This window comes from Pectobacterium zantedeschiae, from assembly GCF_004137795.1.
Taxonomy (GTDB): Bacteria; Pseudomonadota; Gammaproteobacteria; order Enterobacterales; family Enterobacteriaceae; genus Pectobacterium; species Pectobacterium zantedeschiae.
This window is the reverse complement of the sequence record NZ_NWTM01000001.1, coordinates 834279-859639: the sequence shown is the minus strand read 5'-3', so window position 1 is coordinate 859639 and position 25361 is coordinate 834279. Positions and strand designations below refer to the sequence as shown.

Annotated in this window: 22 protein-coding genes; 13 read left to right on the top strand and 9 right to left on the bottom strand. The window is 51.6% G+C overall.

All coding sequences use genetic code 11. The features are described 5' to 3' along the window. Window positions 1–9: 9 nt before the first annotated feature. From CLR69_RS03960 to CLR69_RS03925, 8 genes are all read left to right on the top strand, one after another. Window positions 10–1209 carry a DUF1501 domain-containing protein gene (locus CLR69_RS03960; RefSeq protein ID WP_129711573.1) on the top strand — a complete coding sequence of 400 codons (1200 nt, stop codon included), beginning with the start codon at window positions 10–12 and terminating at the stop codon, window positions 1207–1209. 33 nt (window positions 1210–1242) lie between these two features. Then, window positions 1243–3210 carry a glycosyltransferase family 2 protein gene (locus tag CLR69_RS03955; protein ID WP_242451534.1) on the top strand — a complete coding sequence of 656 codons (1968 nt, stop codon included), beginning with the start codon at window positions 1243–1245 and terminating at the stop codon, window positions 3208–3210. A gap of 407 nt (window positions 3211–3617) precedes the next feature. Next, a complete protein-coding gene (locus CLR69_RS03950) occupies window positions 3618–4397 on the top strand; it encodes an SDR family oxidoreductase (RefSeq protein ID WP_129711574.1) in 780 nt (259 codons plus the stop codon). Between the two features lie 161 nt (window positions 4398–4558). Continuing rightward, window positions 4559–5374, top strand: coding sequence for a TauD/TfdA family dioxygenase (locus CLR69_RS03945; protein WP_129711575.1), 816 nt, complete (start codon window positions 4559–4561; stop codon window positions 5372–5374). Window positions 5375–5387: 13 nt separating this feature from the next. Beyond that, the gene (locus CLR69_RS03940; RefSeq protein WP_129711576.1) at window positions 5388–6437 is read left to right on the top strand and encodes a sulfotransferase family protein; all 1050 of its coding nucleotides are present in this window, start codon (window positions 5388–5390) and stop codon (window positions 6435–6437) included. After that, window positions 6421–7665, top strand: a complete 1245-nt coding sequence (locus tag CLR69_RS03935; RefSeq protein WP_129711577.1) for an aminotransferase family protein — start codon at window positions 6421–6423, stop codon at window positions 7663–7665. The genes CLR69_RS03940 and CLR69_RS03935 overlap by 17 nt, the downstream gene beginning before the upstream one ends. 74 nt (window positions 7666–7739) lie before the next feature. Further along, window positions 7740–8393, top strand: coding sequence for a 2OG-Fe(II) oxygenase (locus tag CLR69_RS03930; protein WP_129711578.1), 654 nt, complete (start codon window positions 7740–7742; stop codon window positions 8391–8393). Next, window positions 8390–8935, top strand: a complete 546-nt coding sequence (locus CLR69_RS03925) for a DEAD/DEAH box helicase family protein (RefSeq protein WP_129711579.1) — start codon at window positions 8390–8392, stop codon at window positions 8933–8935. Before CLR69_RS03930 ends, CLR69_RS03925 begins: the two co-directional genes overlap by 4 nt. A 45-nt stretch (window positions 8936–8980) precedes the next feature. Here the strand turns inward: CLR69_RS03925 and CLR69_RS03920 are convergent, their stop codons facing one another. Further along, complete coding sequence (locus tag CLR69_RS03920; protein ID WP_005972245.1) at window positions 8981–9229, bottom strand: GlsB/YeaQ/YmgE family stress response membrane protein; 249 nt, start codon at window positions 9227–9229, stop codon at window positions 8981–8983. 277 nt (window positions 9230–9506) lie between these two features. Here CLR69_RS03920 and CLR69_RS03915 point away from each other — a divergent pair, with 277 nt between their 5' ends. Beyond that, on the top strand, window positions 9507–10304 hold the full coding sequence (locus CLR69_RS03915; protein WP_129711580.1) for a hypothetical protein: 798 nt from the start codon (window positions 9507–9509) through the stop codon (window positions 10302–10304). 109 nt (window positions 10305–10413) lie between these two features. Here the strand turns inward: CLR69_RS03915 and CLR69_RS03910 are convergent, their stop codons facing one another. Further along, entirely contained in the window at window positions 10414–11034 is a 621-nt protein-coding gene (locus tag CLR69_RS03910) for a helix-turn-helix transcriptional regulator (protein ID WP_129709647.1), read from the bottom strand. Between the two features lie 288 nt (window positions 11035–11322). Between CLR69_RS03910 and CLR69_RS03905 the strand changes: the two genes are divergently transcribed. From CLR69_RS03905 to CLR69_RS03895, 3 genes are read left to right on the top strand one after another with little or no spacing between them, the layout of a single operon-like run. Further along, window positions 11323–12297 carry a threo-3-hydroxy-L-aspartate ammonia-lyase gene (locus CLR69_RS03905; RefSeq protein ID WP_129709649.1) on the top strand — a complete coding sequence of 325 codons (975 nt, stop codon included), beginning with the start codon at window positions 11323–11325 and terminating at the stop codon, window positions 12295–12297. Window positions 12298–12307: 10 nt separating this feature from the next. Beyond that, complete coding sequence (locus CLR69_RS03900; protein WP_129711581.1) at window positions 12308–13249, top strand: ornithine cyclodeaminase family protein; 942 nt, start codon at window positions 12308–12310, stop codon at window positions 13247–13249. Then, a complete protein-coding gene (locus tag CLR69_RS03895) occupies window positions 13246–14388 on the top strand; it encodes a DSD1 family PLP-dependent enzyme (protein ID WP_129711582.1) in 1143 nt (380 codons plus the stop codon). Before CLR69_RS03900 ends, CLR69_RS03895 begins: the two co-directional genes overlap by 4 nt. Before the next feature lie 92 nt (window positions 14389–14480). Here CLR69_RS03895 and CLR69_RS03890 read toward each other — a convergent pair whose 3' ends face one another. Together CLR69_RS03890 and CLR69_RS03885 are read right to left on the bottom strand one after the other, a co-directional pair. After that, window positions 14481–14957, bottom strand: coding sequence for an OsmC family protein (locus CLR69_RS03890; protein WP_129711583.1), 477 nt, complete (start codon window positions 14955–14957; stop codon window positions 14481–14483). Between the two features lie 3 nt (window positions 14958–14960). Beyond that, window positions 14961–15488 (bottom strand): MarR family winged helix-turn-helix transcriptional regulator, encoded by a 528-nt coding sequence (locus CLR69_RS03885; RefSeq protein ID WP_129711584.1) that lies wholly within the window; start codon window positions 15486–15488, stop codon window positions 14961–14963. A 62-nt stretch (window positions 15489–15550) separates the two neighbouring features. Between CLR69_RS03885 and CLR69_RS03880 the strand changes: the two genes are divergently transcribed. After that, complete coding sequence (locus tag CLR69_RS03880) at window positions 15551–16423, top strand: EamA family transporter (RefSeq protein WP_129711585.1); 873 nt, start codon at window positions 15551–15553, stop codon at window positions 16421–16423. A gap of 99 nt (window positions 16424–16522) precedes the next feature. Here CLR69_RS03880 and narI read toward each other — a convergent pair whose 3' ends face one another. The 5 genes from narI to CLR69_RS03855 all read right to left on the bottom strand — a co-directional run bounded on the left by narI (window position 16523) and on the right by CLR69_RS03855 (window position 25347). Further along, a complete protein-coding gene (narI, locus tag CLR69_RS03875; RefSeq protein WP_165345970.1) occupies window positions 16523–17200 on the bottom strand; it encodes a respiratory nitrate reductase subunit gamma in 678 nt (225 codons plus the stop codon). A 26-nt stretch (window positions 17201–17226) separates the two neighbouring features. Continuing rightward, window positions 17227–17946, bottom strand: a complete 720-nt coding sequence (gene narJ / locus CLR69_RS03870; RefSeq protein ID WP_129711587.1) for a nitrate reductase molybdenum cofactor assembly chaperone — start codon at window positions 17944–17946, stop codon at window positions 17227–17229. Beyond that, entirely contained in the window at window positions 17939–19504 is a 1566-nt protein-coding gene (narH, locus tag CLR69_RS03865; RefSeq protein ID WP_129711588.1) for a nitrate reductase subunit beta, read from the bottom strand. The genes narJ and narH overlap by 8 nt, the downstream gene beginning before the upstream one ends. After that, on the bottom strand, window positions 19504–23280 hold the full coding sequence (locus tag CLR69_RS03860; protein ID WP_129711589.1) for a nitrate reductase subunit alpha: 3777 nt from the start codon (window positions 23278–23280) through the stop codon (window positions 19504–19506). Before CLR69_RS03860 ends, narH begins: the two co-directional genes overlap by 1 nt. 678 nt (window positions 23281–23958) lie before the next feature. Further along, window positions 23959–25347 carry a NarK family nitrate/nitrite MFS transporter gene (locus tag CLR69_RS03855; protein ID WP_129709670.1) on the bottom strand — a complete coding sequence of 463 codons (1389 nt, stop codon included), beginning with the start codon at window positions 25345–25347 and terminating at the stop codon, window positions 23959–23961. Window positions 25348–25361 lie beyond the last annotated feature (14 nt).

Here is a 25361-nt window from a genome sequence, read left to right as displayed (position 1 = left end):
TATCTGCTTATGTCAGCACCGTTTATACCGTCACGGCGTTTACTTCTCGGTGGGCTTGCCGCAGGGATATTGACAACCATGCTTCCCCTGCGCGGGTTCGCCAAGAGCACCATCCCTACAAATAAGAATTTGATCGTCATTGAATTATTTGGGGGAAATGATGCGTTAAACACGTTGGTTCCCTATCGGGATCCGCTCTATCGACATTATCGCCCCATGCTAGCGTTAAAAGCGCACGAATATGCGCCCTTAAACGACGACTTAGCCTTTAACATCGCCTGGAAAAAACTCGCTCATGTATTTCAAAAGGGGGAATTAGCGGTAATACAAGACGTTGGCTATCCGTCTCCCAACCTGTCTCATTTCAGTTCCGCCGCAATATGGGCCAATGGTGCTGATACCCCGACGCTGAAGTCAGGATGGGCTGGCCGCGTTCTGAGCACCTCTCCACGTGGGGAACGGTATCATGATACTGATGGCATTATTCTCTCTGGCGATCAATCTTTACTTATCCATCCGGCGATCCAGGCGCTGGCACTTCAGGATAGTCGCGCCCTACTTAGCGCCGATTTCACCCAGGCCTTCGCCCAAACGAATGATAGAAACACACCCGCAGCACAGCACATCCTTCGGTTAATGGAGAGCACCAGCACGATAAGTCGACGAATTCAAAATAAGCTGCGCAATCAGAACCCTTTCACTCGTCGATTTACCCACGACGGCTACATTGAACCGCAAAATGCTCAAGCGGCAACGATACTCTGGCTTATAGAGAATAATGTCCGTTCACCGTTGTACAAAATCAGTTTGTCTGGCTTCGATCTGCATAGCCATTTGCGCGGTGAACATGAACGCCAACTCAGCAAAGTAGAAACGTTAATGCTGGGGCTACGGCAAGGTCTCATCGATATTGGTGCCTGGCAGGACAGCCTGATTATGGTGCACTCGGAATTCGGTCGTCGACCAAAAGAAAATGCATCGGGCGGAACCGATCACGGCACCTGCGGGCCAATGCTGTTATTGGGTGGTCAAGTCGAGGGCGGTATCTGGGGAGCCCGCAGCCCACTCGATAAGTTAGATAGCGATGGCAACCCTTATTTCTCGACTGATTTCCGCTCGATATACGCCGCCGTCGCCGAACGCTTTTGGAAACTTCCAGCGACTCAGGCTGGGGGAACACCGCTCTCTCCTCTAAATATTCGTCTTTAACCGACTGCCTTATTTCTACGGGACACCCTTTGTATGAAAAAAACCATGGCACTGAACCATCCAACTACGATCGCCGATAGCGATAACTGGCAAATGCTGGCAAAAATCCGGCAATCCTGTCGTGATAATATCCATATAAGCGGAGACATCCCCGCCGGACAAGCCGATATTCTCGTGTGCCTCACGCTGTATAACGAACCGGCTCCCATGCTTGCCGATACGCTGGCAGGGCTGGTTCGTAATCAGCAAGAGTTAACCACAACGTTTACCAATCGTCCGCCCAACATCATCATTTGCATCCTACTTGATGGCACCGACAGCGCTCCCCCATCAACCGTCTCGCTTTTAGCATCGCTGGGATTGCTGCCAATGCAAACGCCCAAACCGGACAACCAAAGCAATTCATTGACGCTTCAGGTCAGCGAACCGTCTGCATCTCATATTTTGCGCTGCTGCGATCAATCAGGCATCACTGAAAGCACGGAGCAGAACATGACGCTACTTCTTGCCAACAAGCGCCATAATGCAGGAAAGCTGGATAGCCACGCCTGGTTTTTTTGGGGCGTTGGGAGTGTTGTTAAGGCTGAATTTGCCATGCAGATCGATGCGGGTTCGGTGACAGAATCAGCATGTTTGATACAGCTACTACAACACATGTGGCGAGATCCTTATTGTGGGGCAGTCACAACGCGCGTGATGCTCCCTATCCCCACAAATGCAAATCTGGCGCAGAATTGGCAATACGCCGATTTTATCTGGGAAAAAGTCAGTGATTGGGCTATCGGCAATGCTCTGCATTATCTGGAAGTCGTTCCCGGGCAATGCAGTATGATTCGATGGAGCCAGTTTTGTGAAAACCACGGACATCCGCACGCGCCGTCCGAGGCCTACCTACGTGGGCTAATTCCCCAGGGTTTACTGGAACGTAATCTGTTTCTAGCGGAAGATCGAGTTATGGGATTTGAACTAGCCACACACCATAAAGGAAGTGGGCTGCACTATGAGCAAGGTGCCATCGTACGTTCGGACCCAGCCCCTACCTTCATAGAACTTCTGCGCCAACGACGACGCTGGGTAAACAGTACCCTTGCCGCTCGCTTACACTCGTTGTCTCGATTGCCCGAGGTGATAACACAGCCCTCTCTTTCGCCAATGCGGCGCTGTAGTATTACGCTTTATTTACTTTGGGGAATGTTGCAGTTTATTTCTCAATTTATGATGCCATCATTTAGCGCCATTTTGCTCGCGGCAAGTGTACACGCGTTTGTCAGCCGTATATTGCCAGACGCCAATCCGTCGCTTAACACCACCGCAGCCATAGGTGCAGCACTGCTTTTTCTTGTCATCTGGATCGGAGCCCTCTTGATGAGCCGTAGTGCCAAGTTGAATAACGAGGCTGGCACGCGCTCCCACATCGCTGCGATGTCACTACTCGGGGGATTACTGGGGTGTGCGTTCGTCTTGGTACTGCTTGAGGTATCCATACTGAACGCGAGTCTCATGGGCGTGGCACTCTCACTGCTTTGCCTTGCAATTGGCCTGCATTCATGGCGTTATCTGCGACAGTTTCTACGCTGGATGCCCCTTTACCTCATTCTATTACCGATTTTCAGCCTCTATCTGACAACCTACTCCATCGCCAACATTAATGACGTCAGTTGGGGAACCAAAGGCTTGACCACTCATCAGGCTGGGGATAATAAACAAAACTCGTGGGCGGCCACACGCGACAAGCTGCTATTTATCTGGGGTGCTGGTTCACTGACCTTCGTACTGCTGTTCTTGCTGGCACTCCCTAACACGCAATGGATGTTCATTATCCAATGTGCTGCCATGTTTTTCTGTGCGCGTATAATACTGTCATCCGTCGCCAGTATCGGTGCCAGTATCACCAGACGATTGCGCATGCCGCGTAAACTCGCTCCCGCGCCGTTTGTCGATCGCGTTGAGGTTTATACCGATAACATTGATGGGGTACGGGATTGTAAAACTACCCCGTAGCTCAGTCACAAAAATACTGAGGTAATAATTAAAACGCAGAAAATAATTAGCGTTATGCTGAATGAATTTTATTTAGGTAATTAATGGGCGATTAATCACAACTCAAAAATATCTTATTTATTAACGACAGAATATAGCTGGCGTTTTTTATTGATATCTATTTAAACTCAATGTTGTTGTTAGTGACACCCTTCATATTTCGAATCGCACCTACGTTATTAAATAATAACGCTTTGTTCTGCAACTCGAATTACTTAGGGAGCATTCTAATGGATACATACTCTCAATAATTCAGGTTTCAGGCAGACGGCAAGAGAAGAACAAATTCGTTCCCGACGAATTTTTCCAGCCAACGCACATGAAACATGAAACATGACGAGTATAGTTCTCAATATAAGGGAATCGGTATGGACACACCGCACTTCTTTGCCCTGTCTGGGAAAACCGCGCTAATCACCGGAGGATCTCGTGGATTGGGGCTACAAATTGCTGAAGCGCTCGGCACTCAAGGTGCTCATATTATCCTTTCAGCGCGCCACGTAGATGAGTTGCAAACCGCGCAGTCGCACCTCACTTCATTGGGTATTCGTGCCGAATGGATTGTCGCCGACAATACGCAAGATCGCGATATTGAGCGCCTCGCAGAAGAAGCCATCGCTAAAACAGGACAGATAGATATTCTCGTCAATAATGCTGGTATCGCGCTCGGTGCACCGGCAGAAGACCATGCCATTGCGGACTGGGATCGCGTCATGGATCTGAATATTCGCAGTCTGTTTCTATTAACGCAGAAAATCGGCAAAAGCAGCATGATCCCCCGCCGCTATGGGAAAATTATTAACGTGGCGTCGCTAGCCGGTTTACAAGGCAACCTACCGGGCTGGCTGGAAGGCATCGCTTACAGCACCAGCAAAGGTGCGGTGATAAACTTTACCAGGGCATTGGCAGGTGAATGGGGCGAATTTAATATCACCGTCAACGCACTCGCCCCCGGTTTTTTCCCTTCCACCATGACGCAGAACCTGTTGAATCGGGTTGGTGTCGACGCGCTGGCTCAAAAATCCCCACTGCGGCGTATTGGGGATGATCAAGACTTAAAAGGTGCAGCAATTCTATTTGCCTCAGAAGCCAGTAAATATATTACCGGTCAAATACTTTCTATTGATGGCGGCATGAGCGCCATATAAATCGCCGCCATATTATTTATTAGCTATCAATAACCATTCCAACCCAACGAGGCTCATGGAGGAAGCGCGTAATACTACCAATAGACATGCAATGTGAAGTATGACGGATATAAATTTATGCACGGTATTTTTCTGTTGAGCTAATTACAGGAGTAATGGCGATGAAAAGTTGCTTTGATGGATGGTCACCACACGTTATTGATAGTGAAGATAAGGCGGCCGTGATTGCGCATATCGAAAAATATCGGTTTGCCATTGTTTCGGGTGAATGGAAATACGATGATTCCGACTTCAAAAAAATGTCAGCGCTTTATTCGCTGGGGGATATTTACCAATCAGCCTTTAATCGTCAAGAACATAAAGAAGGCGTATCCACATCAGGGGTAAATCAGATTGGTGGGCTCTCACACGGCTCTCATATGGTTTTCAATAGTACCTCACATCTTTCTCTGCATACTGATGGTTCTTATATCCCAATCGGGAGCATAAAAACGTCGATTCTTCTTTGTAAACACCATGCGAATCAGGGGGGCGGAACCGTCCTGTTCGATAGCGTTTCTGCTTTTCAGCAGCTTCAGGCTGAACATCCTGATTTAGCGAATATTCTGCTCGAAGAACAGATTTTCAGACGCCGTTCAACGGGGACGCAGTCTGGAAAACAGTACGCCCATATCGGCCCGGTTTTTCGACCCGATCGGGATGGTGGATTTATTGGCGGGTTTACACTGGATGTAACCGCCGACTGGGACTATTCACGCAGTATCAATCCACGCGTTATTGAGGCCGTCGAATATCTATCGCAATTGGCCGCTGAAGGTAGCCGCTATCACCTGACATTCCCTCTTTATCGCGGGCAGGCCTTGATCATGCGTAACGATAAAATCTCTCATGGGCGCCATGCCTATACGGACGATCCGGCCCATCCGCGAACCCTGCTGCGAGGCATGTTCACCAGCGCGCCAACCCTGAACGCATAATCAAGGAGAGATCATGAACGACCGTTCAACCACGGAATCTGCGTTAGCGGCACGTTGGGATGGCTGGCTGACATGCCCGCCTGAGCACCTTCAAGTCCAGATGAAAAATGATTTAACAGAGACACCGATAAGCGAGAAAACGCGAGCAGCAATGCTGGCATTCGTTCATGAATACCGGCTCAGCGGCGTGAACTGGAGCGCTCAGGGCATACGCGGAGACGAAGTTCAGGAACAGCTAAAGGATCTTCAAGACAACGCACCGTCCTACTTTGCGTTATTTTGCGAAAAAATCGCCCTTGCGGAAAAATATAAATGGGTCGGCGGCAGCGTGGATGCAGACATTCTGGCAGCACAAACCCGCTATCAGAAATTTGCCATCGTATCTACGCCCAGGGCGGGAACTCACCTGCTCCGCACGCTGTTAGGCTCCCATCCCAATATTGAAATGCACGGCGAAGCGTTCAACCGGTTTGGCCAACATTTGTTGCCCTATTCCGTTAAAGACACCGCTATCGAAACGATCCTGCATCGACACCTGTTCAAACCCTATTTTGAATACGTCGAGGCGGTTGGTTTCGTGCTGTTTCGGGATCTTGATACTACCTGGGGTGATGCGCCGATTTGGCCTGCCTTGCAGGCGATCCCCGACCTGAAGCTGATCCTACTGGAAAGAAGAAGCCGTCTACAGCAATTCGTGTCGTTGAAGAAAAGCCTGCGCGACCGTATCTGGTACGTCGGTCAAAATGATAGCCGCCCGATTTCTAAAGAAAAAATGGCGGTTTCCACCGATGAATTAACAGCATTCATCGACAGTAACCTGGAAAATCAGGCCGCGTTTTATCAAGCTTTTCAGCACCATGACATCCTCACTCTTGATTACGAAGCGGTCATGGCCGCACCGGATATCGTTGCCGGTACGGTGCTGTCCTTCCTTGGCATTTCCGATTCCAGACTCTGCGCTGGCACAGGGAAAAAAGAGACCCGAACGATTGATTCGATCGTCAGTAACGTTGACGAAATCAGAACCACACTGACAGGGACACAATATGAAGCCTACCTCTAGCCCATACTGGCCGCCTTACACGGCGCTTGCTGAAAAAGACGAGCGGCCGATTATTCACCGTGGCGAAGGGGTTTATCTCTATGATGAACACGGCCAGCGTTATTTTGATGGGATGTCCGGCTGTTATAACCACTGTTTAGGACACTCTCACCCTGAATTTATTGCCGCCCTGCAACAGCAACTATCCACACTAATTCATGCCTGCAATATCTATTCAAATACCCAACTCCCCGGCGAACTGGCCGAGAAACTTGCCGCGAAGCTCATCGGCACGGGTCTGAGCAAGGCGTTCATCGTTGGAAGTGGCAGCGAAGGTGTCGAAAGCGCACTAAAAATGGCCTGGCAATATCAGGTCAACCATTCCCGTCCGGCACGAACGCGAATTGTCGCGATTGACGGCGCGTATCACGGCTGTACGCTCGGTGCGATGATGGCAACAAGACGCCCGTTTATCAACGATGGCATTCTACCGTCTCTGCTCGCCAGCAATACCATAACGATGCCACCACCTGAACAGCTCAGCGACATCAGCGCCTGGGAAAGCCTGCTGGAAGAACAGGAATCGACCATCGCCGCCGTCATTATCGAACCGATTATGGCGATGGAAGGCACCCGACTGTTGCCTGAAGGTTTCCTGCAACAGCTCTCACTGTTGACAAAAAAATACGATATTCCACTGATCTGTGACGAGGTTTATTGCGGCGTTGGTCGCGCGGGAACGTTCTGTGAATCCGTCTCACAGGGCGCACAGCCTGACATTGTGATTTTCAGTAAGTGTCTGGGCGGTGGCGTTCCCATCACCGCCGTGCTTGCCACAGAAGCCATTACCGACAGCTTCAAAGGACAAATGCCGCCGTTTTTCCGCCACGGTCATACGCAATCCGGCAACCTTCTAGGCTGCCGCGCAGCGCTATTTGTCATGGATTATCTGGATACGCATCACCTCTACGATGAGGTCACGGCAAAAGGAAGGACAATTCTGCAACTCGCCAAACAGCATCTTCCTCAAACCGAGGGGCTGATCAGCCTGCAAGGCAAAGGGCTGATGCTATCCATGACGTTTGCCTCTCTCGAACAAAGTGGTCGTGCGCAGGCCGCGATACGCCAGCATGGCATCATCGTAGGTGCAGCAGGCCCGTATTTAAAACTGGCACCGGCCTTCACGATTTCAGACCAAGAAATCGAGGAGCTGATTCAACGCATGACCACCGCGCTGGGAAGCCTCTGATGGGCGTTAGCCGCCACTATCCGTCAGGTGTAATTAACACCCATCAGATATAATTAACAACAGGGAGTGAAAAGATGTCCAACTATTTTGATCTTGAACGCATCATCCACGGTAATCGACATGAAACCCCGTTCCAGTGGGGTGAATTAACGCAGATATGGCGTAACAGCACCGTCGCTTCAATACTTGCTAACGAGTTCCCGACCGACGGGTTTAACTATCGTGAACGTAATGGCGGCTATTTTTATCGCCGTACCCTTATTCCTTTGGCATCCGGCAAGGTGAGCGATACCACTACGCTCTCCGATGCCTGGCAGGGAATGTGCGACGAGTTAGTCTCTGACGATTTTACTGCTGCCCTGTCCGCCTTCTGCGGTGAAGACCTTTCAGAATTAAAAATGGAAGCGGTAGCCTTTCGCGGCGGACGAGACACGCACTACCTCCCCCATGTCGATGCATCCCTGAAACGCGGATTCCGCCTGATTATCTATTTCAACGCCGAATGGGAAGAAAGCTGGGGCGGTGCCTTTCAGATTCTCAACCCAGAAAACCATGCCGATGTCTGCCATTCCGTCCTCCCAATGATGGGCAACGCCAGCGTCATCATCCGCAACGGGTTTTATGAAACCTGGCATTCGGTCGTGCCGCTAACCGGCGTTTCCGTCAAGACACGTAATGCGCTGAATATCACCTATTACGAACCCGGCACGACGAGCACGGCGCAGTGAAGAAGCTTATTTTTCTCTACGGGCCGCCTGCGGTGGGGAAGCTAACAATCAGTCGCCTGCTGACGGAGAAAATGGGAGCGACGTTATTTCATAATCATCTGACGTATGATTTAGCGATGGCGGTGCTCCCGCCTGATAGTGCCTATAGCACAATCAGGCGCTTCGCCTGTCAGCTAAGGCTCTATGCTATCGAGCTGCTCTTTGCAGAGGATCGGCGCGACCTGATCACAACCTTCTGCTATGAGGGAGGTAAAGACGATTGGTACATTGAGGCGATAAATACACTGTGCGCAGAACATGGCGTTACGCCATTTTTCGTTCAACTCTGTAGCGACCACGCTCATCTCTTAAAGCGGGTGGAAAATGCCGATCGACGTTTGTTCGGTAAAGTGAATACGCAGGATAAACTCAAAGAAATTCTAAGGAATCATGATTATGCCGATACGATCAATGCGGCACTGCATCGTTCGCTGCACACCTCTTTGCTGACACCTGATGAAGTTGCTGAGCAGCTACTCGACTGGTTTTCTTCACAATATTAACAACAGGAAGCGCGTTGCCCCTGAACAGGGGCAACAGATATAGCGCTAGTCTCGAATCTTGCGGTACACCCACAGCACGACAATCGCGCCGACAATCGCCACCACAAAACTGCCGAAGTTAAAGCCATCGACACGACCGAACCCAAAGAACACGCTGATGTAGCCGCCCACAACCGCACCAACAATCCCGAGCAGCACCGTCAGGATAAAACCGCCGCCGTCTTTACCGGGCATAATCCATTTAGCCAAAATCCCCGCAATCAAGCCAAAAATAATCCAAGACAGAATACCCATACCTACTCCTCGTGTTTTCATTTCACCACACCCAACGTTGCCACTCGTTGGCAAGTCGGACAGTTAAGCAAGTATAGGTGAGGATTGAGGAAATGGTGGGTGGAAAAAAAATAAGGCAGGTAGCCAACTCACAACATAACGTAAAATATAAACCCAACAGATTCCTCATATCATTGTTCCTTTTAGTTTCTTTCGGATGTATTATATTAGAAAACATTATTAAGTTAATTTAATTAACTGACATTCTTTATTAAAATTAAGACCATTGAGATAAAAAATGAAAGAAAATGAGTTACAGACCGCAATTATGTCATCCTTACAAGACTATTGTTCTAGAAATGAAATTAATTATCAACACATGTCTTTTTATAATAACCAGCAAGGTGATACATTAAATAAAGTATGTGCTGATTTCGTATTCACGCTAAGCTGTTGCCACTTTTACATGGCTGAGGTTAAGGTTCTTGATAGCAGTGGAGAATTGAACTCTTGGGATGATGAACAATTCATTGCCAATTGCTATTTCGAAAAATATGGTTTCCCTATCAACTATTTTTATAACGAAGCTAGCGTTTCATATTTCTCTCGACCTCAACCCAAGAATTATGGTGAGTTAGTAATGGAAGAAATAAAGATGAGCAAGCCAAGCTTATTAAAAAGCAAGCGACCATTAGTTAGCGATCATATGTATATAAAAAATCTATTTAATACACATGGTGCAACAGGTGAAAGAAATATTGGAGGAATACTCACAGCATTAGGTGAAAATTATCTTAAAACAAATGGAATGATTGCTATAGCTTATGGAGATAACGGTATGCTTTATGCTGACATACTCACCCCTGAAATAGCGATGGCTATATCAGAGACATTAAGGAAGTATGCTAAAAATAAAAATATAACAAACAATCTTAAAGTAATTATCAATGAATATTTTTCTGGCGGGAATGATCTCATACAGGCAATGAATGATCCCCAGAGGAAATTCCCAATTAATTTTCCACCTAAGAACAGAAAAGACAATAACAAAAAGCATCACGGTAGAGGTTCTCGTGGTCCGAAAATAAGTTTCTAGAAATCAATAAAAATCTCACGACATTATCTATTAACACAGTGTATCTAACACATTTTCGCTCCGAAAGGAGCGTTCTAGCACGTTAACTCCAGCACCAACTGACCTTTCCCTACTTCGCATACAAATAAACCGAGGCCCGCGATACGCCCAAATACTGTGCGATGGTTTCCATGGATTTTTTAACTTCCAGCAGGCCGCTGTCTTTCAGTTCCTGAAGCAGGAGTTTTCTGTCCTGCGCTTTTAGCGCCCGTGGCGTGGTGGCAAGCCGCGCAGCAAAAAGATCGATGTGTTGTCTGATCGCCGCCGCCCCGTTTGGCTCTAAATGCTCGGTTACAGAGTCCGAAGCAAGCTGGGTGAACTGCGCCAGCGCATTTTGCATGCCTCGGAACAGCGTCATATCGACGTTCAGGCACAGCGCGGCAACGTAGTCTCCTTCCGCATTTTTGATGCCGACCGACGTGCTTTTTACCGGACGCCCGTCAGCAAACTGGTTGGCGTAGTTCGCCAAAATGTTAGGAAATTCCGGTGAGGCAATTCGGGCAAGCCCCAGCTCTGTCGCAGGAGCACCCACTTCCCTACCAGAGAGATTATTGTGAATGGAAAGTATCGCGTGTTCCGGGTTCTTCAGATCGTGCACAACCACTTCACAGAATGGCGCAAACGTCTCACTCAGCCCTTTCGCAATGGCATCTAACTGCGTCAGCAGCAGACCTTCTCCAGATGCAGACATATAACTCTCCAATACCAATACTGGCGCAACCGCGTTTTTTTCTGGCGCTGAGTGTACTGTAAGTACATCTGCTTTAGTACCACACGCGATTTCTTCATTATTCTTGTCCTGTGCAGGCGTTTCGCCCTTTCCCCGCAACACACGACTCGTCTCTCGTAAGTTGAGAATCTAAAGATAAATCACATTAGACAATTTATCTAATTTTATATATTTTGTTTATCAAGCATTCAACAGCATCGGGGCCAACGGCCTCGGTATTCATAATCACTATTAGTAGGTGATCCAGACATGAGCGACTTACGCCTCCCAACCTTCGACGATGTGGTAGCCGCAGCGAAACGCATTGATGGCTATGCTAATAAAACGCCAGTGATGACATCACGCACGGTCAATAACGATTTCGGTGCTGAGGTTTTTTTTAAGTGTGAAAACTTTCAGCGCATGGGTGCATTCAAATTTCGCGGTGCCATGAACGCGCTGTTGCAGTTCTCAGAGGAGCAGAAAGCCGCAGGCGTCGTTACTTTTTCCTCCGGTAACCATGCACAGGCCATTGCCCTTTCCGCCAAATTACTCGGCATTCCGGCAACGATTGTTATGCCACACGATGCACCGGCGGCAAAGGTCGCAGCAACACGCGGCTATGGCGGAAACGTTGTGGAATACAACAGATATACCGAAGATCGTGAGCAGATCGGCAGAGATCTGGCCGAAAAACATGGCCTGACACTCATTCCCCCTTACGATCACCCGCACGTTATTGCTGGACAAGGCACGGCCGTGAAAGAGCTACTGGAGGAAACCGGTGAGTTGGATGCTCTGTTCGTCTGTCTGGGCGGTGGTGGATTGCTGGCAGGTTCCGCACTCTCCGCCCGCCAACTGTCTCCACACTGTAAAATTTATGGCGTCGAACCTCTTGCGGGCAACGATGGGCAGCAATCTTTCCGCAGCGGCGCTATTGTGCATATCGATACGCCCAACACTATCGCCGATGGCGCACAAACCCAACATCTGGGCAACTACACCTTCCCTCTGATTCACCAGAACGTCGATGATATTCTGACCGTAACGGATGATGACCTGATTGATGCCATGCGGTTTTACGCCGAGCGTATGAAGATCGTCGTTGAGCCAACAGGGTGCCTCAGTTTTGCAGCAGCGCGTAATCTCAGGGAATCACTACACGGCAAACGCATCGGTATCATTATCAGTGGCGGGAATGTCGATATCAGCCGCTACGGCGCATTTCTGACCGGTAGTGCTTGAGGAAAAAAACATGATCTTTATTTCTGAAACGGAATCGGCGGCACTCATCAGTCATGAGCTGGCTTATGATGCCGTTCGCGAAGCCCTGCTTGCAGCCAGCGAACCGAAAGCGCGCAGTTTTCCTGTGGTACACGGACAAGGCTCCGATCCGGGCAATACATTCAGCATCAAAGCCTCTGCAACTGGTGAGCTTGCAGGGCTAAAAGTCGGTTCATTCTGGCCGGGAAACCCCGCTAACGGCTTGCCCCGCCATAATTCCCTTATTCTGCTGTTCGATCAGCAAATCGGGAAAATGGCAGCGGCTATTGAGGCCGGAAAGGTGAATGCTTTTCGTACTGCCGCCGCCGATGCCGTCGCCGCCGATTTGCTAGCCAGACCCGATGCCTCGGTTCTGGCGGTGTTTGGAACCGGTCATCAGGCCCGTTACGAGTGCGCCGCGCTGGCTAGAATACGGCCCATACGTACGGTGCTGATTGTCGGGCGCGATAGCGAAAAATCCACAGAGATGGCGCAAGAATTCCAGGCTGCCGGGCTGGATGCACAAATCAGCGATGCCGAAAGCGCCTGTCGTGCAGCAGATATCATCGTTACCGCAACACCATCTCGTAAGCCGCTGTTTAACGCCGAATGGGTCAAGGCAGGAACGCACATTGTCAGCATGGGATCAGATGCCGCTGGCAAGCAGGAGTTGCCGCCAGAACTGTTTGCCGCTGGTCGCTTGTTTTGCGATCTGCCCTCTCAGTCAAGAACCATCGGTGAGTTCCAACACGCGCCTGCTCATGTGGCACTGACCGCTATCGGCGACGTCATTAGCGAGAACGCAGCAGGACGTAACACGCGGGATGACATCACCATTTTTGACAGTTCTGGTTTATCCATTCAGGACTTATATATCGGCCAACGCATTCTTGCGGCCTGGCAGACAGAGAAACAAAATGGAGGCATACAATGAGTAACGCCGAGTGGCTTAACGCGCTGGAAACCCCCTTTTTACTGATTGATGAGTTTCGCTTTCAACGCAATATCGATAGGCTTTATCAGCGTACGAAAAATCTAGGCAGCCAGGTTCGACCGCACCTTAAAACGCTACGTTCGATCGAGGCTGGTCGCTATTTGCTCAAAGATTCCGACTCCCCAGCAACGGTGTCGACCCTGGCAGAAGCGGAAGCCTTTGCCGCCGCAGGTTATACCAATCTGCTCTACGCCGTGGGAATCGCCCCGCACAAGCTGCCGCGCATCGCCAACTTAATCCGTAACGGCGTGAATGTTCATATATTGCTGGATAGCGCAGAGCAGGCACAGGCGGTAAGCACTTATGCCCGAGCCAATAGCGTGACGTTTTCAGTTTTTATTGAGATCGACTGCGACGGGCATCGCGGCGGTATTCCGCCGAAAAGCGATGCACTGCTTGAGCTAGCAAAGCTGGTCGACGGCAATGGCGCGGTGCTCACTGGCCTGCTGACTCATGCGGGGGAATCGTACGCCTGCCGCACAGACGAGGCGATCAGGGCAGCCGCGCGTGCAGAATGTGAAGCCATCAACACCGCCGGACAGCGTGTACGGGCGCTGGGCATTGCTTGTCCCGTGCTCAGCGTCGGTGCCACGCCGACAGCGCACTTTGCCGACGATCTCACTGGCGTGACCGAAGTCAGGGCGGGCGTGTTCACCACGTTCGATCTGGTGATGAAAAATGTCGGGGTATGTTCGCTGGATGATATCGCTCTGTCGGTCGTCAGCACCGTCATTGGTCACAACCGCGAGAAAGGCTGGGTGTTTATCGACGCCGGCTGGATGGCGCTCTCCCGCGATCGCGGTACAGCCTCTCAGGTAAAAGATTACGGCTACGGACTAGTTTGCGACCTGTATGGCAGCCCATACCACGACCTCTGCGTAGCCATAACCAATCAGGAACACGGCATTATCACGCTACCTGTCGACAGTGGACTTTCGGTCGATCATTTCCCCGTCGGCACGCGGTTGCGGATATTGCCAAACCACGCCTGTGCGACCGCTGCGATGCATCAACACTATCAGGTGCTGAAATCGCACAAGCATGAGCAGGAAACCTGGCAGCGCATTACCGGATGGTGATGACCCGCTACATGCAATCGATCATCCTGCCCGATCTGAACGTATCGGGCGATGATTTTCGCTTATGTCTTAGCGTCACTGCCCTGTTCAGCTCAACGATTCGTCCCTAACGTCGGTTCACAATTCACCGGGAAATTCACCGAATGGGCAATGTAACAGGCATCATGCGCTAGTTCATGCAACTGGGCATATTGCTCAACGGTAGGCTGCTTTTCGCCGCTGAATGTCACCTGCGGACGCAGCGTGACGTCTAGCATTGCCGTTTTCCCTGCCGCATTCACGCCCATCGTTCCCACTGCATGATCCTGATACTCATCCACGCAGAAACGTTTTTTGGCCGCAATGGAAAGAAACCACAGCATATGGCAACTGGACAGCGAGGCCACCAGCGCCTCTTCAGGATCGACCGCATCCTCCAGTGAAAAAGGCAACGGGACGACATGCGGTGACGACGAGGCACGCAGCGTAATACCGCCATCAAACTGCCATTGATGCAGTCGGCTGTAGCGGTTATCAATAAAATCTTGCCCATCGCGCTGCCAGCAGATTAAAGCACGGTATTCAGACATGGTTCAGTTCCCTTTGTTATGACTTTCTAACCCGCGCAATAACATTGCGAGATTAGCATCAAGCGCAGCCAGCACATCGGCAGGTAGTACCGAGAGCACCTGTCTCTCATTCTCAATGTGTGCCTCGACGGCACGGTTAATCAGTTCAAGTCCTGTGCTGGTGAGCTGCACAAGCGTACTGCGCGCATCCTGTTCGTTCTGCACACGTTCAATAAATCCTCGGGTTTCAAGACGCTTGAGTCGGTGAGTCATGGTTCCCGACGTCACCATCAACGTGGAGAAAAGTTCCGTCGGGCTAAGACAATGCGGTGCCCCCGCACGCCGCAGCGTCGCCAACATATCAAACTCCCAACTGCTCAGGTCGAATCTGGAAAAACAGGATTCCAGACGCTGATCCATGAGCACCGCACAGCGTCTGAGGCGTCCAATCGGTCCCATGGGGCTGGCATCCAGGTCGGGACGTTCGCGCCGCCACTGTTCAAGGATGGCATCTACCGCATCGTATTTGCGCTCGCTGGTTTGATTTTTCATTTATCTTGACTTCAAGGTAATTAATCAACACTATCATAGTATCTTGAATTGAAGGTAAAGTCATGAATACTCCATCCTCACCACACTATTGGCGTGACGTCATACTCACTGCGCTGGCCCCCGCGATTTGGGGATCTACCTACATCGTGACATCAGAACTTCTGCCACCGGACCGCCCTTTCACGGCCGCGCTGATACGTGTGTTACCTGCGGGTCTACTGCTACTTTTATTTACCCGCCGCTTTCCTGCCCGACGAGACTGGGGGCGAGTGTTCATACTCAGCGCTCTGAATATCGGTGTTTTTCAGGCGTTACTGTTCGTCGCGGCTTACCGTTTACCCGGTGGATTAGCGGCAGTACTTGGCGCAATCCAGCCTCTACTGGTGATGGTACTGGTCTGGGCCGTGGATCATCGTGCTCCCAGACTGGCTACGCTGTGGTCGGCAGTGATAGGTGTGATTGGCATGGCCGTTTTACTCCTGTCACCACAGACAACATTCGAACCCGTAGGGATCGCCGCCGCGCTGCTGGGTGCGGTGTGTATGGCGACGGGCGTCTGGTTAACGCGTCGCTGGCAACTTGATTTACCCGTGCAGCCGCTTACTGGCTGGCAACTCTTTATCGGTGGATTGATGCTTGCGCCCGTTGCGTGGCTGGCCGATGCGCCGCTGCCCGCGTTAACCCTGTCGCAATATGCCGCCTACGCCTACCTCTGTCTTGCGGGTGCCGTGCTCGCTTATGGACTCTGGTTTCGCGGCGTATCCCGTCTTCCGACGGTTGCCGTGGCATCACTGGGATTACTCAGTCCGCTGACTGCCGTGGTGCTGGGTTGGGTTCTGCTTTCGCAATCGATGACTGGTACGGCGTTTCTGGGGTTGGCGATCGTGCTAGCCAGCGTCTTCGCCGTGCAATGGACGACAGCGCGAAGCAAGTAATCAACTGAACTGCGATGGTGAGTGCTGTTGGCAGAGAAAGACGAAAAGGAAGGGATTAAAACGGCGGTGTCATCATAACACCGCCGTTTTCTATCATACTCAGCGACGGTTACGCACTAATTGGTAGCGACGCGTCAGGTACTCGACCGGCGCGCTCCAGATGTGAACCAGACGGCAGAACGGGAATAGGACGAACAGCGTTAGCCCCAGCACGATGTGCAGCTTGAAGATCAGCGCGACACCCACCAGATGCGCAGATGCACCGCCCTGGAAGTACGCCACGCTCTGTGCCCAACCGACCAACTTCAGCATTTCACTGCCGTCCATATGCTGTGCAGAGAACGGTATAGTCAGCACACCTAAACCGGCCTGAATTACCAACAATGACAGAATGAGAATATCACCGACGCTGGAAGTCGCACGAATACGCGGGTTGGTCAGACGGCGCTTTAACAACAGCACACCACCGACAAACGTCAGTAGACCTGCCGCACCGCCGCCAAACATCGCCATTTTCTGTTTTACATCCATAGGCAGGAAGGCCTCGTACATCCAGTGCGGCGTCAGCATCCCGAGGAAGTGCCCGGCAAATACGCCCAGAATCCCCAGATGGAACAGGTTAGACGCCAGACGCATCCCTTTCTTATCCAGCATTTGGCTCGAACCTGCGCGCCAGCTGTATTGGCCATAGTCATAACGCAGCCAACTGCCGATCAGGAAAATAGCCATCGCCATATAAGGATAGATGTCAAAAAAGAACACATTGCTGAAGTTGATAAAAGAAGAGTTCGTGAAAGCACTCATTAACGTTGCCCCCCCGCCGATGTAGCGTCAAGATTCAGATATTGCGGCACCACCGCGCCAGCGAAGCGGCGTTGGTGTTGCGTTTGTTGGGCCGATGCGCAGCCTTCTTCGCCGAGGAACTTAACCTGTTCCTCTTCCCACACGGCATCCAGCGCCTGCGGCGTGTCGTCGCGCGCTTCGTCAGCTACCTTGTGTGTGACATCGTCACTTTTCAGGTCGCTGCCAGACAGCGCCAACAGCAGATCGAACAGCGCGGCATAGCTGCTGTCACGCTGCTGCAAACGCGCGCCAATCAACGCCAGAATCGGCGCAATGTCGAGTAAACCCGCGCGACTCTGTGCGGGTTCCAGACGAGAAAGGTACTCAAGATACAGCGGCAGGTAATCCGGCAGTTCACGGCAATCCAGTGCCAGACCGGCATCCTGATATTGCTGCATCAGATCGACCATCGCCTGACCACGGTCACGAGACTCACCGTGAACGTGCTCAAACAGCAGCAGCGACGTCGCCCGACCGCGATCAAACAGGCCGCTGTACTCCGCCTGTTTGTCCAACAGATCCTGCGCGCACAGCGTGTTGATGAACTGCATCAGTTGATGACTTTCACGCAGCGGTAAGGCATCAGCCTGCTCTACCGCTTCGATCAACTCAGCCCGGTTTTCCCATAACTCGCTATCGGGATAGTCCAGCAGGCGAGCAATAATCCGCAGGCTAATCATGGTTAGTCTCCTGCATGATTTTGCTGTTCATATCGCGCGTTTTGCTGCTGACATCGATAGCATCAATACGCTTGCTGTTGAACAGGTTGAATTTGGTGTCGCTGCCGTGGCAACCATCGCCAAAGCTGAAACCACAACCTTTGCTTTCCGGGAAGGCTTCACGTGCCAGTTCACGGTGGCTCGATGGGATCACAAAACGATCTTCGTAGTTAGCAATCGCCAGATAGCGATACATTTCCTGCGCCTGTGCTTCTGTCAGCCCAACCTGCTCCAGCGCACTGGTATCGATCTTGCCTTCTACGCTTTCCGCACGTTTATAGTGGCGCATCGCCAGCATACGTTTCAGTGCCAGTAAGACAGGTTCGGTATCCCCTGCGGTCAGCAGGTTCGCCAGGTACTGCACCGGAATACGCAGACTTTCTACATCCGGCAGTACGCCGGTGTGCGCCAGTTGCCCCGCATCCGCGGCAGACTGAATCGGTGACAACGGCGGGACATACCACACCATCGGCAACGTGCGATATTCTGGATGCAGCGGCAGCGCCAGCTTCCAGTCCATCGCCATTTTGTAAACCGGTGACTTCTGCGCCGCGTCAATCACACTGTTTGGAATGCCGTCTTTCAGTGCTTGCTCAATGACTTTCGGGTCGTGCGGGTCGAGGAACACATCTAGTTGGCTCTGGTATAGATCTTTCTCATTTTCCACAGAAGCTGCCTGTTCGATGCGATCGGCATCATAGAGCAGCACGCCCAGATAGCGGATACGTCCGACGCAGGTTTCCGAACAGAGCGTCGGTTGGCCGCTTTCGATACGCGGGTAGCAGAAAATACATTTTTCTGATTTTCCGCTCTTCCAGTTGAAGTAGATTTTCTTGTACGGGCAACCGGTCAAACACATCCGCCAGCCGCGGCACTTGTCCTGATCGATCAGGACGATACCGTCTTCACCACGCTTATAGATCGCGCCGCTCGGACAGGTCGCCACACACGCCGGGTTCAGGCAGTGTTCGCACAGGCGCGGCAAATACATCATGAACGTGTTTTCGAACTGGCCGTACATCTCTTTCTGCATATGCTCAAAGTTTTTATCTTTGGCGCGTACGCTAAATTCCCCACCCAGATCGTCTTCCCAGTTCGGGCCGGTTTCGATTTTTTTCATCCGCTGACCGGTAATCAGCGAGCGTGGACGAGCGACAGGCTGGTGTTTACCTTCCGGCGCTTTACGCAGATTCTGATAGTCGTAGTCGAACGGCTCATAATAGTCGTCGATTTCCGGGACATCAGGGTTAGCGAAGATTTTAGACAACACGCTGATACGGTTACCCATGCGCGGTTCAAGCTTGCCGCTGATCTTACGGATCCAACCGCCCTTCCACTTTTCCTGATCTTCCCAGGCATGGGGATAGCCCACGCCCGGTTTGGTTTCGACGTTATTGAACCAGGCGTATTCCATCCCTTCACGGCTAGTCCAGACGTTTTTACAGCTAACGGAGCAGGTGTGACAGCCGATGCATTTGTCCAGATTCAGCACCATGCCCACTTGTGAACGAATTTTCATCAGGCTTTCTCCCGCTGTACCGCTTTCTGAACTGTTTGTTGCTGAACATAGTCCTGGCCTTCATCATCCAACCAGTCGATGCGTTTCATTTTACGAACCACGACGAACTCATCACGGTTTGACCCGACGGTACCGTAGTAGTTAAAGCCATAAGCCAGTTGGGCATAGCCGCCGATCATATGGGTCGGTTTCGGAGTAATACGGGTCACCGAGTTGTGAATACCGCCGCGCTGCTGGGTAATTTCCGATCCCGGCAGGTTAATGATGCGTTCCTGCGCGTGGTACATCATGGTCATTCCCGCTGGCACACGCTGGCTGACTACCGCACGCGCCGTCAGCGCACCGTTGGCGTTGAACGCTTCTATCCAATCGTTATCCGCAATACCCAAGTCGCTGGCATCCTCTTCGCTCAGCCAGATAATCGGGCCACCGCGACCCAGCGTCAGCATCAACAGGTTGTCGCTGTACGTGGAGTGAATGCCCCATTTCTGGTGCGGTGTCAGGAAGTTCAACGCTTTTTCCGGGTTGCCGTTGGGTTTCTGATTCATTACGGGTGCCGCAGCTCGGGTATCGACCGGCGGACGGTACACCAGCAGACTTTCACCGAAAGCACGCATCCACTCATGGTCTTGATACAGCTGCTGGCGGCCGGACAGCGTACGCCACGGAATCAGCTCATGAACGTTGGTATAACAGGCGTTATAGGAAACGTGCTCGTCTTCCAGACCAGACCAGGTCGGGCTGGAGATAATTTTGCGCGGCTGCGCCTGAATATCGCGGAAGCGGATTTTCTCGTCTTCTTTATTCAGTGCCAGATGCGCGTGGTCACGACCCGTGAATTTGCTCAGCGCTTCCCACGCTTTTACTGCCACCTGACCATTGGTTTCAGGAGCAAGGGACAGAATGACTTCTGCCGCATCGATCGCCGTTTCAATCTTCGGACGACCTGCCGCCGCACCTTCAGTTTTGGTGTAGTTCAGCTTTTTCAGGAAATCGACTTCGGTCTGCGTGTTCCAACCGATGCCTTTACCACCGTTACCCAGTTTGTCCAGCAACGGGCCCAGCGAGGTGAAACGTTCGTACAGGTTCGGGTAATCGCGTTCTACCATCATCAGGTGCGGTGCGGTTTTGCCCGGAATCAGGTCGCATTCGCCCTTTTTCCAGTCATCCACGCCGAACGGCTGCGCCATTTCTGCCGGAGAGTCATGTTGAATCGGCAAAGTGACCAGATCGGTTTCCTGACCAAGGTGCCCCTGACACACGCGGGAGAAGGTTCTCGCAATGCCTTTGTAGATTTCCCAATCGCTTTTGGAATCCCATGCAGGATCGACGGCCGCAGACAGCGGGTGAATAAACGGATGCATATCCGAGGTATTCATGTCGTCTTTTTCGTACCAGGTTGCCGTTGGCAGAACAATGTCGGAGTACAGGCAGGTGCTGGACATACGGAAATCGAGCGTTACCACCAGATCCAACTTACCTTCAACGCCTTGATCGCGCCATTCCACTTCTTCTGGCTTCACACTGCCCGCTGTGCCCAGATCTTGCCCTTGAATACCGTGCTCCGTACCCAGCAGATACTTCAGCATGTATTCGTGGCCTTTACCGGAAGAGCCAAGCAGGTTAGAACGCCAAATAAACAGGTTGCGCGGGTAGTTTTGCGGGCTATCCGGCTGTTCAGCGGCAAATCTGATCTCGCCAGACTTCAGTGCAGCAACGGTATAGTCCTGCGGCGTCACACCAGCAGCACGTGCTTTTTCTGCGATATCCAGCGGGTTAACGTTCAGTTGCGGTGCTGATGGCAACCAGCCCATACGTTCAGCGCGCACGTTGAAGTCAATCATGCTGCCGCTAAAGCGGGATTTGTCCGCCAGCGGTGACAGCAGTTCCTGCGGCGCGACGGTCTCATAACGCCACTGACTGGAATGGTTATAGAAGAATGACGTACTGTTCATGTGACGAGGCGGACGCTGCCAGTCCAGGCCAAACGCCAGCGGCGTCCAACCCGTTTGCGGACGCAGTTTTTCTTGTCCGACGTAGTGCGCCCAACCGCCACCGCTCTGGCCGACACAACCGCAGAAAATCAGCATGTTGATAATGCCGCGGTAGTTCATGTCCATGTGGTACCAGTGGTTGATTCCCGCGCCGACGATGATCATGGAACGACCGTGCGTTTTATCGGCGTTATCCGCGAACTCACGCGCGATACGAATGATGTTCTGACGAGAAACCCCAGTAATCTTCTCGGCCCAGGCGGGGCTGTACGCTTTTACGTCGTCATAATCATGTGCGCAGTTGTCGTCACCCAGACCGCGATCCAAACCGTAGTTCGCCATCGTCAGGTCATAAACACAGGCAACCAGCGCCTCGCTGCCGTCAGCCAGCGTCAAACGCTTAACCGGCAGTTTGTGCAGCAGAATTTCTTGTAGCTCGACGTTGTTGAAATGTTCGCTGACCGCACCGCCAAAATACGGGAAGCCGACATCAACCACATCGTCGTGCGACCCCAGCAAGCTCAAGCGTAGCTTCACTTCCTCGCCACTGACGCCGTCGCGCTGCTCAAGGTTCCATTTACCCTGATCGCCCCAGCGATAGCCGATCGACCCTTGTGGTGCAGTCAGGTTGCCGCTTTCATCGTCAATCGCGATGGTTTTCCACTGTGGGTTGTTGTCATGACCGAGGTTGTCAACCAGATCGGAGGCACGCAGCATACGACCCGCGGCGTAGTAACCGTCTTCACGTGGTTCCAGCAGCACCAGCATCGGTAAATCCGTGTATTGACGCACGTACTCGCTGAAATACTGGCTCGGTTTGTCGAGGTGGAACTCTTTCAGAATAACGTGGCCCATTGCCAGCGCCATCGCGCTGTCGGTGCCTTGTTTCGGATTCAACCACTGATCGCACAACTTGGCGATTTCAGCGTAGTCCGGCGTGACAGCAACGGTTTTGGTGCCTTTGTAGCGCACTTCGGTAAAGAAGTGGGCATCCGGCGTACGGGTCTGCGGAACGTTAGAGCCCCAGGCAATGATGTAAGAGGAGTTGTACCAATCAGCAGATTCCGGTACGTCAGTCTGCTCACCCCAGGTCATCGGTGAAGCGGGTGGTAAGTCGCAGTACCAGTCGTAAAAGCTCAGGCACACACCGCCGAGCAGAGAAAGGTAACGCGCACCCGCCGCGTAGGACACCATCGACATAGCAGGGATCGGCGAGAAACCGATAATGCGGTCTGGACCATAGGTTTTGGCAGTATAAACGTTAGAAGCCGCAATCAGTTCATTCACTTCGTTCCAGTCAGAACGAACGAAACCACCACGGCCGCGAATTTGTTTGTAGTATTTGGTTTTTTCGGAGTCGTTGACGATGGATGCCCAGGCATCAACCGGATCGCTGTATGTCAGCTTCGCTTCACGCCACAGTTTCATCAGGCGTTTACGCATCATCGGGTATTTCAGACGGTTGGCGCTGTAAAGATACCAAGAGTAGCTGGCACCGCGCGGGCAGCCGCGAGGTTCATGATTAGGCAGGTCTGGGCGGGTACGCGGATAGTCAGTCTGCTGTGTTTCCCACGTCACCAGACCGTTTTTCACATAGATCTTCCAACTGCATGAACCCGTGCAGTTTACTCCGTGGGTAGAACGTACAATTTTGTCATGCTGCCAGCGACTGCGATAGCCGTCTTCCCAGTCACGATTGGTGTTGAGGGTCTGCCCGTGACCGTCAGAAAACGGTTCGGCCAGTTGTTTGAAGTAACGTAACCGGTCAAGGAATTTGCTCATCCGGACTCTCCTGCTGCGAAGCCTGCTGGCCCCTGTCGTTATGAAATGCTCGTAGCAGACATCTGTTTTTGCTGACGACACATCGCTCAAATTGGCGCTAGGGTATCCAGCAACCGCACCGCCAAACTTGATAACGATCAAGAGTGTCCCCCGGTAAAAAACGGAGTACATCAGCAACTACCACTAAAGAACTATCACGAAAAAATAAATTAACCTGTTGATTTTAAATGATAAAAATAAAACCATTGGTTTTGTGTTTATACTGAATTCATACACACGACTATTTAGAGGTAGTAGTCAGGAAGCGACGAAAAATCGTGCGAACAAGAGAGATTACCTATTAGTTCTCTGCCCTTATTTTTCTGGCGTAAAAAATTATGCTGAGGAGAGAGCGGACTTAGGATGAGCCGCAGGGATGCGGCGAAAGCTTGCGCCACGTAGGGAACGTGTCGCAAGCGATCCGCAAAGTCCGATACCGACGAAGGCACCGCGTCAGCGGCAGAATTTCCGCCGAAAGCCAGAGGTCAAGGAGCACGGCAATTGAGTGCTCCTTGTCGGGCGCACGCTACGGAGTAGCATGAAAATGACAGTGTTAATCGCGCACGAAACCGCCTCTTAGTCGGCATAAAAATGTGACCAAGAGGCAGTTGGGAGGAATGAAGCAAATCAACTCAACGCTTAGCGTTGCTTTCTGGCATAGAACAGCCACGTCACCAGTACACACACCACGTAGCACACCACAAACACTTTCATGGCACCGGTGGGTGAACCGGTCAACTCCAGCGACATGCCAAAGGCCTGGGGAATGAAGAATCCGCCGATCGCACCAATGGCCGAAATAAAGCCCAGCGCCGCTGCGGTATCCGTGGCTGCTGCACGCTGCGCGTCAGCATCGCTCCCGCCTTGCGATTTAACGCGGTCTCCCGTTAATTTACGGAAAATTACTGCGATCATCTGAAAGGTTGACCCACTCCCCAAACCAGCCGTCAGGAACAGCATCATGAAGATGCCAAAGAACATGCCGAATGAGCCCGCAGAATTCGCACTCGGCAGAGACAGAAATAACAACACGGAGAAAATTGCCATCAGGATAAAGTTAATCAGCGTAACTTTCACTCCGCCAAAACGATCGGACAACATCCCCCCAACCGGACGCGCCAACGCCCCCAGCAGCGGCCCGAAAAAGGCGTAGTACAGAATCACAATGTCTGGAAACTGCGTTCTGGACAGCATGCCGAAGCCTGCTGAAAAACCGATAAATGAGCCAAAGGTGGACAGATACAAGAAGCTGAGTACCCACAGGTGCATTTGCTTCAACACAGGCAACTGCTTACGTATGGACGCATTGGCCGTTGAAAGATCGTTCATGCCAAACCAGGCAGCGGTTGCGGCAATAACCAAAAACGGCACCCACATCCACGCGGCATGATGCAACCAAATCTGGTGGCCATCAGGTTGCACAACACCATTGCCGGAGAACCCCAGAATCGGCAGAAAAATCACCACTGGCACCAGCAACTGCATCACGCTCACACCGAGGTTACCCAATCCACCGTTAATGCCTAACGCACTGCCCTGACGTGATTTGGGGAAGAAGAAACTGATGTTAGCCATGCTGGACGCGAAGTTAGCACCGGCAAAACCACACAGCAGAGAGATGGTGACGAAAATGCTGTAAGGCGTTTGCGGATTCTGTACGACAAACCCAAGCCAAATACACGGGATAACCAGAATAATGGTGCTTAACGTCGTCCAACGGCGACCGCCAACCATCGGGATAACAAAGGAGTAAGGCACGCGTAACAACGCACCGGAAACGGAAGGCAACGCAGTAAGCAAAAATAGCTGGTCTGTGGTAAAACGAAATCCGACTTTGTTTAGGTTAACGGCTACGGTGCTGAAAATCATCCAGACACAAAACGACAACAGCAGGCACGGTACAGATATCCAAAGATTACGCTGTGCTATCCGTTGTCCGCCAGATTGCCAGAATTTTGTGTCTTCAGGATTCCATTCCCTTATCAGCGTGCTTTGCGATATTTTTTCGGGTGATGAAGGCTGCGTCATAAAAACCTCAATAA

What these genes read in the sequence shown, in the direction of transcription:
- CLR69_RS03960 (WP_129711573.1), top strand. Translation starts at nt 10, where the DNA reads ATGTCAGCACCGTTTATACCGTCACGGCGTTTACTTCTCGGTGGGCTT.
- CLR69_RS03955 (WP_242451534.1), top strand. Translation starts at nt 1,243, where the DNA reads ATGAAAAAAACCATGGCACTGAACCATCCAACTACGATCGCCGATAGC.
- CLR69_RS03950 (WP_129711574.1), top strand. Translation starts at nt 3,618, where the DNA reads ATGGACACACCGCACTTCTTTGCCCTGTCTGGGAAAACCGCGCTAATC.
- CLR69_RS03945 (WP_129711575.1), top strand. Translation starts at nt 4,559, where the DNA reads ATGAAAAGTTGCTTTGATGGATGGTCACCACACGTTATTGATAGTGAA.
- CLR69_RS03940 (WP_129711576.1), top strand. Translation starts at nt 5,388, where the DNA reads ATGAACGACCGTTCAACCACGGAATCTGCGTTAGCGGCACGTTGGGAT.
- CLR69_RS03935 (WP_129711577.1), top strand. Translation starts at nt 6,421, where the DNA reads ATGAAGCCTACCTCTAGCCCATACTGGCCGCCTTACACGGCGCTTGCT.
- CLR69_RS03930 (WP_129711578.1), top strand. Translation starts at nt 7,740, where the DNA reads ATGTCCAACTATTTTGATCTTGAACGCATCATCCACGGTAATCGACAT.
- CLR69_RS03920 (WP_005972245.1), bottom strand. Translation starts at nt 9,229, where the DNA reads ATGGGTATTCTGTCTTGGATTATTTTTGGCTTGATTGCGGGGATTTTG.
- CLR69_RS03915 (WP_129711580.1), top strand. Translation starts at nt 9,507, where the DNA reads ATGAAAGAAAATGAGTTACAGACCGCAATTATGTCATCCTTACAAGAC.
- CLR69_RS03910 (WP_129709647.1), bottom strand. Translation starts at nt 11,034, where the DNA reads ATGTCTGCATCTGGAGAAGGTCTGCTGCTGACGCAGTTAGATGCCATT.
- CLR69_RS03905 (WP_129709649.1), top strand. Translation starts at nt 11,323, where the DNA reads ATGAGCGACTTACGCCTCCCAACCTTCGACGATGTGGTAGCCGCAGCG.
- CLR69_RS03900 (WP_129711581.1), top strand. Translation starts at nt 12,308, where the DNA reads ATGATCTTTATTTCTGAAACGGAATCGGCGGCACTCATCAGTCATGAG.
- CLR69_RS03895 (WP_129711582.1), top strand. Translation starts at nt 13,246, where the DNA reads ATGAGTAACGCCGAGTGGCTTAACGCGCTGGAAACCCCCTTTTTACTG.
- CLR69_RS03890 (WP_129711583.1), bottom strand. Translation starts at nt 14,957, where the DNA reads ATGTCTGAATACCGTGCTTTAATCTGCTGGCAGCGCGATGGGCAAGAT.
- CLR69_RS03885 (WP_129711584.1), bottom strand. Translation starts at nt 15,488, where the DNA reads ATGAAAAATCAAACCAGCGAGCGCAAATACGATGCGGTAGATGCCATC.
- CLR69_RS03880 (WP_129711585.1), top strand. Translation starts at nt 15,551, where the DNA reads ATGAATACTCCATCCTCACCACACTATTGGCGTGACGTCATACTCACT.
- narJ (WP_129711587.1), bottom strand. Translation starts at nt 17,946, where the DNA reads ATGATTAGCCTGCGGATTATTGCTCGCCTGCTGGACTATCCCGATAGC.
- narH (WP_129711588.1), bottom strand. Translation starts at nt 19,504, where the DNA reads ATGAAAATTCGTTCACAAGTGGGCATGGTGCTGAATCTGGACAAATGC.
- CLR69_RS03860 (WP_129711589.1), bottom strand. Translation starts at nt 23,280, where the DNA reads ATGAGCAAATTCCTTGACCGGTTACGTTACTTCAAACAACTGGCCGAA.
- CLR69_RS03855 (WP_129709670.1), bottom strand. Translation starts at nt 25,347, where the DNA reads ATGACGCAGCCTTCATCACCCGAAAAAATATCGCAAAGCACGCTGATA.